At 39.0% G+C, this 15262-nt stretch carries 15 protein-coding genes; 6 read left to right on the top strand and 9 right to left on the bottom strand.

Annotated features, from left to right (window positions below; all coding sequences use genetic code 11):
* Nucleotides 1-4 precede the first annotated feature (4 nt).
* The 3 genes from ACOKFG_RS02545 to ACOKFG_RS02555 all read left to right on the top strand — a co-directional run bounded on the left by ACOKFG_RS02545 (nt 5) and on the right by ACOKFG_RS02555 (nt 3638).
* The gene (locus ACOKFG_RS02545; RefSeq protein ID WP_422861803.1) at nt 5-2359 is read left to right on the top strand and encodes an ABC transporter permease; all 2355 of its coding nucleotides are present in this window, start codon (nt 5-7) and stop codon (nt 2357-2359) included.
* Nucleotides 2360-2389: 30 nt separating this feature from the next.
* A complete protein-coding gene (locus ACOKFG_RS02550; RefSeq protein ID WP_299170867.1) occupies nt 2390-3052 on the top strand; it encodes an ABC transporter ATP-binding protein in 663 nt (220 codons plus the stop codon).
* 94 nt (nt 3053-3146) lie between these two features.
* A complete protein-coding gene (locus tag ACOKFG_RS02555; RefSeq protein WP_422861804.1) occupies nt 3147-3638 on the top strand; it encodes a nuclear transport factor 2 family protein in 492 nt (163 codons plus the stop codon).
* 168 nt (nt 3639-3806) lie between these two features.
* Here ACOKFG_RS02555 and ACOKFG_RS02560 read toward each other — a convergent pair whose 3' ends face one another.
* The 7 genes from ACOKFG_RS02560 to pdxA form a co-directional block, all read right to left on the bottom strand.
* The gene (locus ACOKFG_RS02560) at nt 3807-4925 is read right to left on the bottom strand and encodes an NAD(P)/FAD-dependent oxidoreductase (protein WP_422861805.1); all 1119 of its coding nucleotides are present in this window, start codon (nt 4923-4925) and stop codon (nt 3807-3809) included.
* Nucleotides 4926-4958: 33 nt separating this feature from the next.
* Nucleotides 4959-6311 (bottom strand): acetyl-CoA carboxylase biotin carboxylase subunit, encoded by a 1353-nt coding sequence (gene accC, locus ACOKFG_RS02565; RefSeq protein ID WP_298792602.1) that lies wholly within the window; start codon nt 6309-6311, stop codon nt 4959-4961.
* A gap of 81 nt (nt 6312-6392) precedes the next feature.
* Entirely contained in the window at nt 6393-6884 is a 492-nt protein-coding gene (gene accB, locus ACOKFG_RS02570; RefSeq protein ID WP_422861806.1) for an acetyl-CoA carboxylase biotin carboxyl carrier protein, read from the bottom strand.
* A gap of 30 nt (nt 6885-6914) precedes the next feature.
* The gene (locus ACOKFG_RS02575; RefSeq protein WP_298792606.1) at nt 6915-7910 is read right to left on the bottom strand and encodes a beta-ketoacyl-ACP synthase III; all 996 of its coding nucleotides are present in this window, start codon (nt 7908-7910) and stop codon (nt 6915-6917) included.
* 174 nt (nt 7911-8084) lie between these two features.
* Nucleotides 8085-8285 carry a 50S ribosomal protein L32 gene (gene rpmF, locus ACOKFG_RS02580; RefSeq protein WP_097044276.1) on the bottom strand — a complete coding sequence of 67 codons (201 nt, stop codon included), beginning with the start codon at nt 8283-8285 and terminating at the stop codon, nt 8085-8087.
* A gap of 7 nt (nt 8286-8292) precedes the next feature.
* Nucleotides 8293-8826, bottom strand: a complete 534-nt coding sequence (locus tag ACOKFG_RS02585) for a DUF177 domain-containing protein (protein WP_298792611.1) — start codon at nt 8824-8826, stop codon at nt 8293-8295.
* A 102-nt stretch (nt 8827-8928) separates the two neighbouring features.
* A complete protein-coding gene (pdxA, locus tag ACOKFG_RS02590; RefSeq protein ID WP_298792613.1) occupies nt 8929-9987 on the bottom strand; it encodes a 4-hydroxythreonine-4-phosphate dehydrogenase PdxA in 1059 nt (352 codons plus the stop codon).
* Nucleotides 9988-10045: 58 nt separating this feature from the next.
* On the opposite strand from pdxA, the gene ACOKFG_RS02595 reads away from it, so the two are divergent.
* Together ACOKFG_RS02595 and ACOKFG_RS02600 are read left to right on the top strand one after the other, a co-directional pair.
* A complete protein-coding gene (locus ACOKFG_RS02595) occupies nt 10046-10636 on the top strand; it encodes a riboflavin synthase (protein WP_298792616.1) in 591 nt (196 codons plus the stop codon).
* 25 nt (nt 10637-10661) lie between these two features.
* On the top strand, nt 10662-11282 hold the full coding sequence (locus tag ACOKFG_RS02600) for a hypothetical protein (protein WP_298792618.1): 621 nt from the start codon (nt 10662-10664) through the stop codon (nt 11280-11282).
* A 34-nt stretch (nt 11283-11316) separates the two neighbouring features.
* Here the strand turns inward: ACOKFG_RS02600 and ACOKFG_RS02605 are convergent, their stop codons facing one another.
* Both ACOKFG_RS02605 and ACOKFG_RS02610 read right to left on the bottom strand, forming a co-directional pair.
* Nucleotides 11317-12405, bottom strand: coding sequence for a DUF5009 domain-containing protein (locus tag ACOKFG_RS02605; protein ID WP_298792620.1), 1089 nt, complete (start codon nt 12403-12405; stop codon nt 11317-11319).
* A 6-nt stretch (nt 12406-12411) separates the two neighbouring features.
* Nucleotides 12412-14223 carry a sodium:solute symporter family protein gene (locus ACOKFG_RS02610; RefSeq protein WP_299487136.1) on the bottom strand — a complete coding sequence of 604 codons (1812 nt, stop codon included), beginning with the start codon at nt 14221-14223 and terminating at the stop codon, nt 12412-12414.
* A gap of 78 nt (nt 14224-14301) precedes the next feature.
* Between ACOKFG_RS02610 and ACOKFG_RS02615 the strand changes: the two genes are divergently transcribed.
* A complete protein-coding gene (locus ACOKFG_RS02615; RefSeq protein WP_299487134.1) occupies nt 14302-15057 on the top strand; it encodes a sulfite exporter TauE/SafE family protein in 756 nt (251 codons plus the stop codon).
* The last annotated feature ends 205 nt before the right edge of the window (nt 15058-15262 follow it).

Here is a 15262-nt window from a genome sequence, read left to right on the forward strand (position 1 = left end):
AATCATGTTAAAGCACAACATCAAACTTTTTTTTAGGAACATCAAAAGAAATCTAAGTTCTTTTTTAATCAATATCATTGGGTTGTCAACAGGATTGGCCTGTGCTCTGTTCATTGCTCTTTGGGTAAATGATGAACTAGGAGTAGATAAGTTTCATGAAAATCATGATCGAATTTATCAAGTAGCCGAAAATCTTCAGTTTAGTGATGGTATTCAAACCATGGTCGAATCTTCGGCTCCAATGGCCGAGTATTTGGTGGCACAAATGCCAGAAGTTGAATATGCGGCAGTTACGATTGACCCAAGTTGGTTTGGCAAACACGCCTTATCGGTAGGAGATCAAAATCTAAAAGCATTAGGACAGCTAGTAAGTAAGGACTATTTTAATATTTTCTCCTACAATTTAATCCAAGGGGATAAGAACCAGGTAATAGCAGATCCAAACTCCATCGTTATTTCCAAAGGTTTGGCGTTAAAACTGTTTGGTACCGTCGAGAACGTCGTAGGTAGGTCAATAGAATATGAAAAAAGTAGACAATTCCAGGTTTCAGGAATTTTTGAAGACGTGCCACCCAATTCCACAATGCAATTCGATTTTGTGCTGTCGGATAAGGCTTATAAAGATGAAGCTCCTTGGAATTCCATAAACACAGACCATTGGGGTAGCACCGGCCCCCAAGTTTATTTGACGGTGAAAGAAGGGACCAACATTGATGCACTTAACGCCAAAGTGGCAAAAATCAGAAACGAAATAAATGAAAATGACCTTAGAAAATCAATCTTGATTCCATTTTCAGAACATTATCTTCATGGAACCTATAAAAACGGAAAACAGGTTGGAGGTCGTATTGAATATGTTGAGTTGTTCTCAATGATAGCGATTTTAATATTGATTATCGCATGTATTAATTTTATGAACTTGTCTACAGCAAGGGCGTCCAAAAGACTAAAAGAGATCGGGGTAAAGAAAGCGGTTGGGGCAAAACGAAAAACGTTCCTGTTCCAGTTTCTTAGCGAATCTGTTTTAATGTCAGTTATGTCATTATTGGTCGCCCTTTCTATAGTTGTTTTACTTCTTCCTCGGTTTAATACTATTGTCGGAAAACAATTGACATTATCATTTGATCTTAATCTTGTTTTGCTAACACTGGGCATTACTTTCATTACAGGTCTTTTGGCGGGCAGCTATCCTGCTATTTATCTTTCAGGGTTCAATGCGGTAACCGTCCTTAAAGGTAAACTCAACAGATCTTTAGGAGAGTTATGGACTAGAAAGGGATTGGTTGTTGTACAGTTTGCGCTTTCCATTATTTTGATTGTTTCCGTTATTGTAGTTTACAATCAAATCCAATTTGCCCAAAACCAAAATTTAGGATATAGCAAGGACAACATTGTCTATTTTAAGGCAGAAGGCAAGGTAAAGGAACAGTTGCCAACATTTTTAGCCGAACTGAAACAATTACCTGGAATTAAAAACGCATCAAGTACTACCCATAGCATGATCGGTCACAACTGGAGTACTTCTTTAGAATGGGAAGGAATGGATCCAGACAGTGAAATAAATTTTCAAATTGTGGGCGTGGATTACGACTTTATTGAAACAATGGATATGGAAATAGTGGAAGGTCGTGGATTTAATAGAGCGTTCGGTGACAGCATTGGAATGATATTTAACGAAACGGCAATAAAGGCAATGGGACTGGAAGATCCGATTGGCAAAATTGTAGAGGGTAGAATAGAAATAATCGGAGTTGTAAAGGATTTTCATTTTAAATCGTTGCATGACAAAGTTGAACCCCTGTTCATGGCTATTATGCCTCAAGTGAACAAGGTAATGGTCCGAATTGAGGCTGGAAAAGAGAGGGATGCTATTGAACAAATTCATAAGATTTATCAATCTTTTAATCCAGGGTTTATATTCGAGTACGAATTTTTGGACGACAACTATAAAGCACTTTATGCATCGGAACAGCGTGTTGCCACCCTATCAAAATATTTTGCGGGAATGGCTATTTTAATTTCTTGTTTGGGTCTTTTTGGTTTGGCCATGTTCACAGCCGAAAGAAGAAAAAAAGAAATCAGTGTGCGAAAAGTTCTTGGGCAAACTGTTGCTGAGGTGACTGTTATGCTTTCAAGCGATTTCGCTAAATTGGTATTGGTTGCCATTTTAATCGCCTTGCCCATTGCCTATTTAGTCACAAATAATTGGCTTTCAAGTTTTGCCTATCATATTCCTTTGCGGTTTTGGTATTTTCTGGCAGCTGGTGTAACAGCGCTTGCCGTAGCCATGTTAACAGTGGGGAGTCAAGCAATACAGGCGGCAAATAGAAATCCAGTGGATGGATTACGGGAGGAGTAATCTTCTAATTAAAAATAAAATAATAAGACAATGCTACTACAATTAAACAATATTTTCAAATGGGTGAACTCAGGCGGACAACGTATTTTTCTGCTAAAAGATATCAACCTCACCGTTGAAGAAGGGGAATTTATTTCCGTAATGGGACCTTCGGGTTCTGGAAAATCAACATTGCTCAATGTCATTGGCATGTTGGATGGATTTGATGAAGGAGAATACCATTTTTTGGATGAATCGGTTCATTCCATAAAGGAGAAACATAGAGCCAATTTATATAAGGAGTATATCGGTTTCGTTTTTCAATCATACCATTTATTGGATGAACTCACAGTAAAGGAAAATCTAGAAATGCCTTTGCTTTATAAAAAATTCAAAGGGTCTGAACGAAAAGCTATGGTGGCGGATATGCTCGATAGATTCAATATAGTGGGGAAAAAGGACCTATTCCCAGCTCAACTCAGCGGAGGCCAACAACAGCTCGTTGGTATTGCGCGAGCATTAATTTCAAATCCCAAACTAATTTTGGCTGACGAGCCTACAGGAAATCTAAATTCGGCACAGGGTGAAGAAATTATGTCACTTTTCAAACAACTTAATGAAGAGGGAGTCACCATTATCCAAGTGACGCATTCTGAAAAAAATGCATCTTATGGTTCCAGAATTATTAATCTATTGGATGGGAGAATGGTTTAAAAAACACGCACTTATCGGTCCATATAGCTCATTAAAACGAGAAATATCTTAATCGTTACCTGCAAGCAAACAACAACCCATAATTAGCGCTCAAATGAACATTAAAAAGATTACATCAATTCTTATTTTATCATTTTTATGCTTTATTCAATCAATACAAGCACAAGAAACTTACAAAGAAGTTTTAGAAACTGAATATACTCCGATAAATAAAGAACTATATAATATTATTGTTGCTTTAGATAAAGAATATTTTGATGCCTATAACTCATGTGATATGGAGAAGCAAAAATCACTATACTCGGAAAATCTTGAGTTCTTTCATGACAAAGGAGGTGTCTCTACTTCAAAACAAGATGTGCTTGCAGCGATTGAAGAAAATATTTGTGGAAAAGTTACCAGAACTTTACTTGAAGGAAGCATTGAAGTTTATCCAATAAAAGATTATGGAGCAATAGAAATTGGATATCACAAATTTTATAATAATCAAGAACCAAATGCTAAGTCAAAAGCAAGTAAATTTATTTTGGTTTGGAAAAATGAAGATGGAAAATGGGTAATTACAAAGGTAATCAGCCTTCATTGACTTAATTTAGTCTAATAGCAGCAGGTAATAAAGTATATAATTAATAAGACTCAAACGCCCATAGACTGGTAAAGATTATAGGTTCAGGAAAACCGCCATGGATTGTAATCAGTTGCTTCTCTTTTACTTCAGTCTGATATTTTGGTAGGAAGGGACTCAGGATTATCCTTAATCGGCCAATTCGGCCAATTCTTTGCCTATTAAACTGCCCAAGGCAACGCCCATACCTCCCAAACGAACTCCGCAATACACATTGTTGGAAATAGGTTTTACAATGGGGGTTTTCTGCATGCCCACGCCCATAATTCCACTCCAGCGATGCTCTACTTCAACTTTTTGGTTGGGTGAAATTACGGTTTGAAGTAGTTCCTCTAGCTTATTCTGTATTCGTTCTGTTTGTCCAAATTCCGTGGTTTCCTCTGTTTTCAAATCAAGGTTTCGACCACCACCGAGTAAAATACGATCATCAATATTTCTGAAATAATAGTACCCTTCATCCAAATGAAAAGTACCTTTTACTTTTAATTCCTTTATGGGTTTGGTCACCAATACCTGAGCCCTAGCAGGAAGAACGGCTTCATTTTTGAGCAGCTTTGCTGCAAATCCATTGGTAGCCACAAAGACCTTTTTACTTTTAAAAGAAAAAGCGTCGGTATGAATTGAAACCTTGGCATTTGAATCATTAAATTCTATAACCTCAACTGCGTTTAAAATGTGAATGCCGAGGTCTAGCGCTTTTTTAAGCAAGCCGTTCATCAGCATTCCGGTGTTTAACTGAGCTTCAAACGTCTGGGTAATAAAAGTGTCATAGATAGTTTCAAAGCCAAAGAAGTTTGTAGTTTTTTGAAATGGTTTTTCACCAAAGATTGGTGCTAACAAATTATTTAGTCCGTCAATCCCTTCTAAACATCGCTCGTACAATGCTACGTCGTTATTCAAAAAAAGTTCATGACCTCCGTGTTGGTGGAACCCAATGGTTTTATCTCCTAAAAGTTGGCGTGTTAGCTGAATTCCTTGCCATCGCTTTTTCACCAAACCGAAGACCTCTTCCTCTGTATGCTTTTCAAGATCTGACAAAAGTTCTGAAATACTTCCAAAGCATGCAAAACCCGCATTCTTTGTGCTAGCGCCTTGGGGCAATACTCCTTTTTCCAGGATAAGAACTTTACAATTGGGGTGTTTTTCTTTAAGATGTAGGGCACAATTAAGTCCAACTATTCCACTGCCAATCACAGTGAAATCTACATCTGATAACCAGGTTTTATATTCCCAATAGCTTAGTTCCATAAAACAAAAACCCCGACTTTCATCGGGGCTAATTTAATCTTGATATTTTGGGTCGATTTCAAAATCTTCCATAAACTTGGTGGTATAGTTTCCAGCCAAATAATCTGGATGTTCCATTAATTGTCTATGAAACGGAATCGTTGTTTTTATTCCTTCAATAACAAACTCGTCCAAAGCTCTTCTCATTTTATTGATAGCCTCTTCTCGTGTTTGGGCTGTGGTAATAAGCTTTGCAATCATGGAATCATAGTTAGGTGGGATTCTGTATCCACTGTACACATGCGTATCCAAACGAATACCATGTCCCCCTGGAGTATGAAGTGTTGTAATAACTCCTGGTGAAGGTCTAAAATCATTGTAAGGGTCTTCCGCATTAATTCTGCATTCAATGGAGTGCAGTTTTGGGAAGTAATTTTTTCCTGAAATCGGAACTCCTGCAGCCACCAAAATCTGCTCACGTATTAAATCGTAATCCACAACTTGTTCGGTAATAGGATGCTCTACTTGAATACGGGTATTCATCTCCATGAAGTAGAAATTTCGGTGTTTGTCCACCAAAAACTCCACGGTTCCGGCACCTTCATACTTAATATATTCTGCAGCCTTTACAGCAGCTTTCCCCATTTCTTCGCGCAATTTGTCGGTCATAAATGGAGACGGTGTTTCCTCAGTAAGCTTTTGATGTCTACGTTGAACGGAACAATCTCTTTCCGACAAATGGCAGGCTTTTCCGTATTGATCCCCTACAACTTGGATCTCGATATGGCGAGGCTCCTCAATCAACTTCTCCATATACATTCCGCCATTGCCGAATGCCGCAGTTGCCTCTTGGACCGCACTTTCGAAATTGCTTTCCATTTCTTCCTCAGCCCAAATAGCACGCATTCCCTTACCTCCACCACCTGCTGTAGCTTTGATCATAACAGGATAGCCCATTTTTTTGGCTGTCTTTTTAGCATCGGCTACATCCTTCAATAGACCGTCTGATCCGGGCACGCATGGTACTCCGGCTTTTTTCATGGTTTCCTTGGCCGTAGCCTTGTCTCCCATTTTGTCAATCTGTTCTCCGGATGCACCAATGAATTTTATTTCGTGTTCTTTACAAATCTTTGAGAATTTGGAATTCTCCGAAAGAAATCCATATCCAGGATGAATCCCATCTGCATTTGTAATTTCTGCTGCCGCAATAATATTGGGTATTTTTAAATAGGACTCATGACTTGGTGCTGGTCCAATACATACAGCTTCGTCCGCAAAACGTACGTGAAGACTTTCTTCATCAGCTTTTGAATACACAGCCACAGTTTTGATGCCCATTTCCTTGCAGGTTCGAATAATCCGAAGTGCAATCTCTCCCCTATTTGCAATCAATATTTTTTTAAACATAATACCTTGAATTTTCAATGCTCAATTTCCAAATTCCATACGATATTCAATGGTAATTGGAACTTGGGTATTTAATTTGAATTAAGAGGGGTCAACCAAAAACAGAGGTTGGTCAAATTCTACCGGAGATGAATCGTCAACCAAAACCTTTACAATTTTACCAGCAACCTCAGACTCAATATCATTGAAAAGTTTCATTGCTTCAATTACGCAAAGTACATCTCCTGGTTTGATGGTGCTTCCTACCTCAACAAATACTGGTTTATCTGGAGAAGGTTTTCTGTAAAAGGTTCCAATGATGGGAGATTTAATAGTAATATATTTTGAATCCTCAGCTGAGTCCGCAGGGCTTTCCTCCTTAGCCGGAGCCGCCTGTTCTGCGGCAGGAATTTGTGCAACGGGTGCGGCTGGGGCTTGCGCCATTGGAATTTGTTGTACAATTGTAGTTTCTGGAGCTGATGGTGCACTTCCTGTGCGAATCGTTATTTTAACGTCCTCCATCTCAAGCTTTACCTCGCTGGCACCAGACTTGGCCACAAACTTGATTAAACTTTGAATTTCCTTAATGTCCATGGAATATGATTTAGTCAGTTAGTTGTTAAGTTAAGAATTATATGCCCATTTTAAATAAATGGAACCCCAGGTAAATCCTCCTCCAAAGGCAGCAAAAATAAGATTGTCTCCCTTTTTCAATTGCTTTTCGTAATCGTGAAGCAATAGAGGTAGCGTTGCCGAGGTAGTATTTCCGTATTTATAGATGTTCATCATCACCTTATCGTTGTCAAGTCCCATTCGTCTGGCTGTGGCATCAATAATTCGCTTGTTAGCTTGATGTGGTACCAACCAATTCACATCTTCATGGGTCAGTCCATTACGTTCCATAATCAAAGCTGAAACATCTGCCATATTTGAAACTGCAAATTTGAACACGGATTTTCCATCTTGAAATACAAAATGCTGTTTGTTTTTTACCGTTTCTTCAGATGCCGGAAGGATAGATCCTCCTGCTTCTATCTTCAAAAATTGACGTCCTACACCGTCAGTGCGCAAATGCTCATCCTGAAATCCGAGTCCTTCTTCATTAGGCTCAAAAAGAACCGCTCCGGCACCATCTCCAAAAATTATACAAGTTGTTCGATCTGTATAATCAATTATAGATGACATTTTATCAGCGCCTATTAATAATACTTTCTTATACCTTCCAGATTCAATATAACTCGACGCAGTGGACATTCCGTATAGGAAACTTGAACATGCTGCTTGCAGGTCATAAGAAAAAGCGTTGACCGCACCTATTTCTGAAGCAACAAAAGCTGCTGTTGCTGCGACTGGAAGATCAGGAGTTGCAGTGGCTACCAAAACGAAATCAATTTCGGCTGCATCCACCCCACTTTTCTGTAGTAAATCTTCTGCGGCCTTTATGGCCAAATATGAAGTCCCTTTGTTTTCACCTTTTAGGATTCTACGTTCTTTTATTCCAGTTCTCGTAGTAATCCATTCATCATTGGTATCCACCATTGTCTCCAACACTTTATTGGATAAAACGAAGTCGGGAACATAACCTCCTACAGCTGTAATTGCTGCTGTTGTTTTTTTCATATTAGTGTCTTTTTTTGTCAAAAACGCCCATATTTGACGCAAAAGCGGTGAAAATTAGTCATTTTATATGACTTTTGACCAAAAAATGGATAGTTTTTGAAATTAACCTAATTCCATAAAAAAACTCCCGTTAAATAAAAAACGGGAGTCGAATATTGTTTGAAGTGCTTTGAACTAGGCAGCAGTTTCTTCCTCTGTCTTGTCAATCAAAACCTGTCCTCTGTAGTACAACTTTCCTTCATGCCAATGTGCTCTATGGAACAAGTGCATTTCACCTGTCACAGAATCTTTGGCAATTGTAGGCGCAGTTGCCTTGTAATGAGTTCTTCTTTTATCCCTTCTGGTTTTGGATATTTTTCTTTTAGGATGTGCCATTATAAACCTATTTGTCCGTTAGTAACTTTTTTAAATCGTCCCATCTGGGATCTGTACCTTCTGTTTGTTCTTTGCTTTCTTTTGGCTGTAATTCTTCCAGCTTGTCTAAGATTTCTGACTTCAACGTTCCGTCAGATACCCCAGGATGTACCCTTTTTTGAGGGACGGCCAATACCAACATTTCATAAATGTATTGTGCAATGTTGATTTGGTACTCGCCGTGGGGAATGATTAAAATTTCATCATTTTCATCATTGTATTCTTCCCCGAATTTTACAACAAGATGTAATTTTGCGCTAACAGGTTGGTCAAAAGGTTCCCCCGTTAAATCACAATCTACATTTACCGTTCCGCTAGCTTCTATATCCAACTCCATCATATTGTTCAATTTTTCCAATATGGCGGTAGCGCTTATAGAGGCAGCATTAAATTCTCGGTATTCAAAAGATTCAAAGAACGTATTGTCAACTTGATACCCAAACTCATGCTTCCCTAATTTTAGTCCCGTAAACGGAATAAAAAATTCCTTCAGCTTCATCATTTCTACACTTAAGGTTTGTGTACCAGCCTCTAAAGGCGGGGGCAAAGATACTACTTATTTGGAAAACTCCAATCCAATTTCAATAATTCTGACGCTAGTTAGCTAACTTTTCGCTGGCTTTTTTAATTTTTGCTTTTGCAATGGATTTTTATTGAGTTCTATATGATCTTCTCTATTCTTAAAAATCTGAATTGCAGCAAATACCGCTTCTTTGAACGAGCCAACGTCAGCTTCGCCTTTTCCAGCAATCTCATATGCCGTGCCATGGTCTGGAGAAGTACGTACTTTGTCCAGTCCCGCTGTGTAGTTAACACCTTTTCCAAAGGAAAGTGTTTTAAAAGGTATAAGGCCTTGATCATGGTATGCTGCTAGAATGGCATCGAAATTCTGATGAGAATTGGAACCAAAAAAACTATCTGCCGAATAGGGCCCATATGCTAAAATGCCATTATTGAACAATTCCTGGACGGCAGGTTTAAGAATCTTATCGTCCTCTTCGCCAATAGTTCCGTTATCTCCACTATGTGGATTTATGCCAAGCAAAGCAATCTTTGGTCGTCGTATGCCAAAATCCATTTTTAAGGATTTCTCCATGGTCATAACTTTGTCCCTAATAAGCTTGGGGGTTATTGCCTCAGCTACATCTTTTACCGCAATATGATCAGTAAGCAAGCCTACCCTTAAACTGCCTGCGACCATGAACATGAGACTTTCACCATTTAGTTCTTGGGCAAGAAAATCCGTGTGACCGGGAAAGTTGAAATCCTCTGACTGGATGTTATTTTTATTGATTGGGGCCGTGACCAGGACATCTATCTTGTCATTTTTCAATGCAGTGACGGCAGCACGCAAAGAACTAATCGCAAATTTTCCGCCATCATCTGTAGCCTCTCCATATTGAATTTTAGGAGCATCCTTCCAAACATTTACAACATTGATCTTTCCTTCGGTAGCCAGGGAAGCTTCTCGAATTCCGTTAAATGCAATATTAACTCCCAAATCGGATTTTTGTTGAGAGATTGTCTTATTCGAAGCAAATATAATTGGGGTGCAAAAATCCAACATCCTTGGGTCTTCAAAAGTTTTCAATGCGACCTCACACCCAATTCCATTTAAATCCCCTATTGAGATTCCGAGCCTAATTTTTCCTTTTTCTTTCATATAATCACTGCCGATATGGCTACATTTACACTGCAAAACTACTTAATTAAAAAGATTCATGTTCACAGGCATTATTGAGACTTTAGGCAAGGTGACCAAGTTGGAAAACGATGGAGGAAATTTGCATATAAGCATCACCTCCGAAATCACCCATGAACTTAAAATAGACCAAAGTGTCGCGCACAACGGGGTATGTTTGACGGTGGTGGCTATGGATGCTGATTCTTATACGGTGACTGCCATCGAAGAAACCCTGAGCAAAACAAATTTGGATGACCTAAGGCATGGAGATTTGGTCAATTTAGAGCGCGCCATGAAATTGGGGGCTCGATTGGATGGGCATATAGTGCAGGGACATGTGGACCAAACCGCAAATTGCATTTTAGTTGAGCAAAAAGATGGAAGTTGGATCTACAGTTTTGCTTATGATTCCTCTTTGAACAATGTCACGATTGAAAAAGGATCTATTACCGTTGATGGGGTTAGCCTCACGGTGGTTGATTCAAAAAAGGACAGTTTCAGTGTGGCTATTATTCCATATACACAGGAACATACTCGATTTCATTCTTATAAAGTAGGCACAAAGGTAAATCTAGAGTTTGATGTGATTGGAAAATATGTGGCGAGGCTTATAGAAGTCAAACAATAGTTAGTCACTACCAAAGAAAATTGAAATGAGTGTTATTGATAAATTGGCATCATCACTTGATCGAAGAGATGAAGTCCCCAATCAAGAGTTAGCCAAAGAAATTGTATCATCACAGGATAAGCAAGCCGTCAAAGTATTGTTTGAAAACCTTTCCAATAAAAAAGCCATTCAAAATGATTGTATCAAGGTGCTTTATGAAATAGGCGAACAGGAACCCAACCTTATTTCTAACCATATCAATGAGTTTATTGCTCAACTATCTAGCAAAAACAATAGGCTTCAATGGGGCGCTATGATGGCACTCGGCACCATTACACGGAATCGTCCAAAAGAAATTTATAAAGAGCTTCCTGTCATACTTTTAGCAGCGGACAAGGGTTCTGTTATCACTAAAGACCATGCCGTGAACATTTTAATAACACTGTGTTCCATAAAAGATTATGCAGAAAACACTTTTCCTCTGTTGATTGAACAACTTCTGAAAAGCCCCACAAATCAACTGCCAATGTATGCCGAAAGGGCAATGCCAATAATCAATGACCAGAATAAAACTCTTTTTATAGAAATGCTTATATCAAGGTTGGATGATATTGAGAAAGAAACAAAAAGAAAGCGGGTAGAAAAAGTAATCAAGAAATTTGACTAATAGCCAAATGGACTAGCATCTCAATACCCTGATCCTACACTTTTATAAAAATCTTCCTTTTATATAGAACATAGGCTAACAAACAATAAAAAGCCACTACGCTTAGTCCATAGAGCAAAGATGAAAATTCCATAGATATAAAATCATGGACATAAATCTTATTGAAGAGCCATCCGTGCAATGAGGTATCTCCATCAACTTTTATGGAATAAAACAGTTTGGTAATAAAACTGGAAAGGAAATACACTACTATGGCATTCGCTCCAGCATATCGGAATATACTTCCGAACTTTATCCCTTTGACATCGGTCAAATAATAAATCAAAGCCAATACCACATTGGCCCATCCGGCAGTTACCAATACAAAACTGCTTGTCCACAACGCTTTGTTGATTGGAAAGAACAAGTCCCATAGATGTCCGACTATTAGAAGTGAACCTCCCAATCCAAAAAGTATCATGGTCTTTTTTTCTTGTTTCGAGGTCAAAATAAGTCCGGTAAAAATGCCCAAAATAGAACTGACAATGGCGGGAATTGTGCTCAATAGGCCCTCTGGGTCGTAATCAGGTTTATAATTATGTGTTCCGAATACGTTTACATCCAAATAATTTGCGAAGTTGTTCGGTGCTCTTTCTAGGGTCGATGCAACTCCTTCCACGGGAACGAATACCATCAAAAGCCAATATCCTATTAAGAGAATGATCGCGGTAACGACCAGTTTTTTCCAATCAAGATTCAAAAAAAGAATGGCAGCAAAAAAGAACACGACCCCAATTCGTTGAAGCACGCCAGGGAATCTAATTTGTGCAAACTCTTTTATAAATGGAAAACTGATTGTAAAGGCCCCTAAAAAAAGCCCCAATCCAATTAGTTTTAATGCTCTTATGGATATCTTTTTATAGGTCGTCGCATTTGCTTCCTTGTTTTTATAAGCAAACACAATGGATGTCCCAACTATAAAAAGGAAAAAAGGAAACACTAAATCGGTAGGGGTATACCCATGCCATTTTGCATGCAACAAAGGTGCATAAACATTGGACCACGTTCCTGGGGTATTCACCAAAATCATTAAAACAATGGTGGCTCCCCTAAAAATATCTACAGATAATACCCTATTTTTCATAGTGCGCTATAATACGTTGTCTTTTATTCTATTCCATGCCCTAATGAGCAAAATTCCAGAAATAACTGATACCCCAGTAAGAATTAGTGCCAAATTAGTTTCGCCATAAATCCAATATCCGGTTGCGAACATTATGGAATAAATTAGCACAACACCTAGTAGCATTGCCGTAATTCCCGAAGGTACACTCCATTTTTCGTTGGATTCAACAATTTGAACATTGTCCATCTCAGCTTCATCAACAACTTTTGACCATCCTGGACCTCCTGGTTGTATTTTCTGGTAAAAACTTCTTAATACTTCTTTAGTTTCAGGTTGTGTTACAAAGGTTGCAGTTAACCATATCACGGTGGTCACTATCATTATAAATGGCAGTTCACCCCAATCTGGCAATAACCCGGATTCGACGCCAAAAAGAACTTCTCTCAAGGAAGTGGTCTCCAAAAGAATCGCCAATATCCCAGACGCGAACATTGCCGTTATCTCACTCCATGCATTGATTCTCCACCAGAACCATCTTAAAATAAAGATTAGGCCAGTACCCGCACCAAATGAAAGTAACAAATTGAAAATTCCCATCGCATTTTGCATCGCAAGGGCTAGAAAAGCACTCAATACCATCAACACAGCAGTTGAAATTCTACCTACAGCCACCATCTGCTTTTCGCTTGCATTAGGATTTATCTGCTGTTTATAAAAATCAAAAACGATATAGGATGACCCCCAATTTAATTGGGTCGAAATTGTACTCATATATGCGGCAACCAATGAAGCCAAAACAACACCCAACAATCCACTTGGCAGTTTTGTCAGCATTGCGGAATAGGCCAAGTCATGACCCAATTTATCCGCGGCAACATTTGGAAAAGCTTCGTGTATGCTTGCAATATCAGGATAAACCACTAATGAAGCCAAAGCAACCAAAATCCATGGCCAAGGCCTTAGGGCGTAATGCATGATGTTAAAAAAGAAGGTGGCCCCAATGGCATGATTCTCATTCTTTGCAGCTAACATTCGCTGGGCGATGTATCCACCTCCTCCTGGTTCCCCGCCAGGATACCAAGAACTCCACCATTGTACTGCAAGAGGTATTACCAGGAGGGTTATGACAGCCTTTGTGTCGCTCATATCCGGCAGAATACTCATTTTATCCTTAACATTCTCATTTTCGATAATAGCCTGAATTCCCCCTACTTCAGGTAGGTTAACTAAATAGTATGCTGCCCCAATTGCACCCGCCATCGCCACAAAAAACAACAAGAAGTCGCTATAAACTACTCCTTTAAATCCTCCGAGAGCACTAAATATTACCGTAATCAGACCTGCTGCGACCACAGTCACCCATGGTTCGAGGCCCAACATAACGCCTCCAATTTTTATTGCTGCAAGCGTAACCGCCGACATAGTGATCACATTAAAGATCACCCCTAAGTAAACCGCTCTAAACTTGCGTAAAAAACTAGCTGCTTTTCCACCATATCGCAACTCGTAAAACTCCAAATCGGTTTTTACATTGGATTTTCTCCAGAGTTTGGCATAAACAAATACCGTTAACATTCCAGTGACCAAGAAACACCACCAGCCCCAATTTCCTGAGACCCCATTCGTACGAACCAGATCAGTTACCAAGTTTGGTGTGTCCGTTGAAAAAGTGGTAGCCACCATGGAAAGGCCCAATAGCCACCATGGCATTGTTCGACCAGATAAAAAATATTCAGATGAGCTTTTTCCTGATGTTTTTGAAACGTAGATTCCTATGAAAAGTACAATTGCAAAGAATCCGAAGATTATTACATAATCTAAAGTTTGAATGTCCATGTTGGTTATTAATTGGTAAGTTACTAAAGGTAAAGTTTTTTTGAAATACCTTTGCTTTTTGTTCGCTAAACACCTGCTTTGGTTATACATATGACTTCTGAACCTACGTTTGTTGCATGGATATTGGGCGCAACAGCGGCTTTTTTAATGGGGACATCCAAAGCGGGCCTAAAAGGCCTTGCCACCTTCAACGTAACACTTTTGGCTTTGGCTTTTGGCGCTAGGGAATCCACGGGTTTAATAATGCCGCTTTTACTTGTTGGTGATATTGTTGCCGTGCTGTACTATAATCGGCATACGCAATGGAAATACATTCTGCGTTTTCTCCCATGGATGATTTCCGGAATTTTAATCGGTGTCTTTATAGGTAAAGATTTGCCGGAAAAAGAATTTAAGTTAGGCATGGTTATCGTCATTTTTATAAGCTTATTCTTATTGATCTGGTGGGACAGACGAAAATCTACCAACATTCCCACACACTGGGCGTTTGCAGGTCCTATTGGAATTGTGGCAGGAGTGTGTACCATGATCGGTAATTTAGCGGGTGCTTTTACCAACATTTTCTTTTTGGCCATGCGCCTACCCAAAAACGAGTTCGTAGGCACAGCTGCTTGGCTCTATTTAATCACCAATGCATTCAAACTACCCTTTCACATTTTTGTTTGGAAAACGATTTCTATTGAATCTTTACTGATAGATTTAAAGCTTTTACCTGCTCTTGCTTTAGGACTTCTCTCCGGAGTTTTTATTGTGAAAAAAATCAATGAACGAAATTACAAAAGGTTCATTCTAGTTGTTACTGCGATAGGAGCGATAGTAATTCTATTTAAATAGTATCCCTTCGCTGTGCTGTAAAATTCACGATGTAGATATAAAAATCCGTGACCTCGACGCGGTTTAATAAATTTTTTACCTGTTTGTAAATGTCAACTTACGTCGGATAATCTGTAAATCCGCATGGGCGTTATCAGGTACGCATTTCGATTTCTATTCTTTTACGTTGCAATTGTAAGGTAGGACGGTGAGATGTCTTACCATT

This window comes from Flagellimonas rhodophyticola (genome assembly GCF_049332665.1).
Lineage (GTDB): Bacteria > Bacteroidota > Bacteroidia > Flavobacteriales > Flavobacteriaceae > Flagellimonas.

What these genes read in the sequence shown, in the direction of transcription:
- ACOKFG_RS02545 (WP_422861803.1), top strand. Translation starts at nt 5, where the DNA reads ATGTTAAAGCACAACATCAAACTTTTTTTTAGGAACATCAAAAGAAAT.
- ACOKFG_RS02550 (WP_299170867.1), top strand. Translation starts at nt 2,390, where the DNA reads ATGCTACTACAATTAAACAATATTTTCAAATGGGTGAACTCAGGCGGA.
- ACOKFG_RS02555 (WP_422861804.1), top strand. Translation starts at nt 3,147, where the DNA reads ATGAACATTAAAAAGATTACATCAATTCTTATTTTATCATTTTTATGC.
- ACOKFG_RS02560 (WP_422861805.1), bottom strand. Translation starts at nt 4,925, where the DNA reads ATGGAACTAAGCTATTGGGAATATAAAACCTGGTTATCAGATGTAGAT.
- accC (WP_298792602.1), bottom strand. Translation starts at nt 6,311, where the DNA reads ATGTTTAAAAAAATATTGATTGCAAATAGGGGAGAGATTGCACTTCGG.
- accB (WP_422861806.1), bottom strand. Translation starts at nt 6,884, where the DNA reads ATGGACATTAAGGAAATTCAAAGTTTAATCAAGTTTGTGGCCAAGTCT.
- ACOKFG_RS02575 (WP_298792606.1), bottom strand. Translation starts at nt 7,910, where the DNA reads ATGAAAAAAACAACAGCAGCAATTACAGCTGTAGGAGGTTATGTTCCC.
- rpmF (WP_097044276.1), bottom strand. Translation starts at nt 8,285, where the DNA reads ATGGCACATCCTAAAAGAAAAATATCCAAAACCAGAAGGGATAAAAGA.
- ACOKFG_RS02585 (WP_298792611.1), bottom strand. Translation starts at nt 8,826, where the DNA reads ATGATGAAGCTGAAGGAATTTTTTATTCCGTTTACGGGACTAAAATTA.
- pdxA (WP_298792613.1), bottom strand. Translation starts at nt 9,987, where the DNA reads ATGAAAGAAAAAGGAAAAATTAGGCTCGGAATCTCAATAGGGGATTTA.
- ACOKFG_RS02595 (WP_298792616.1), top strand. Translation starts at nt 10,046, where the DNA reads ATGTTCACAGGCATTATTGAGACTTTAGGCAAGGTGACCAAGTTGGAA.
- ACOKFG_RS02600 (WP_298792618.1), top strand. Translation starts at nt 10,662, where the DNA reads ATGAGTGTTATTGATAAATTGGCATCATCACTTGATCGAAGAGATGAA.
- ACOKFG_RS02605 (WP_298792620.1), bottom strand. Translation starts at nt 12,405, where the DNA reads ATGAAAAATAGGGTATTATCTGTAGATATTTTTAGGGGAGCCACCATT.
- ACOKFG_RS02610 (WP_299487136.1), bottom strand. Translation starts at nt 14,223, where the DNA reads ATGGACATTCAAACTTTAGATTATGTAATAATCTTCGGATTCTTTGCA.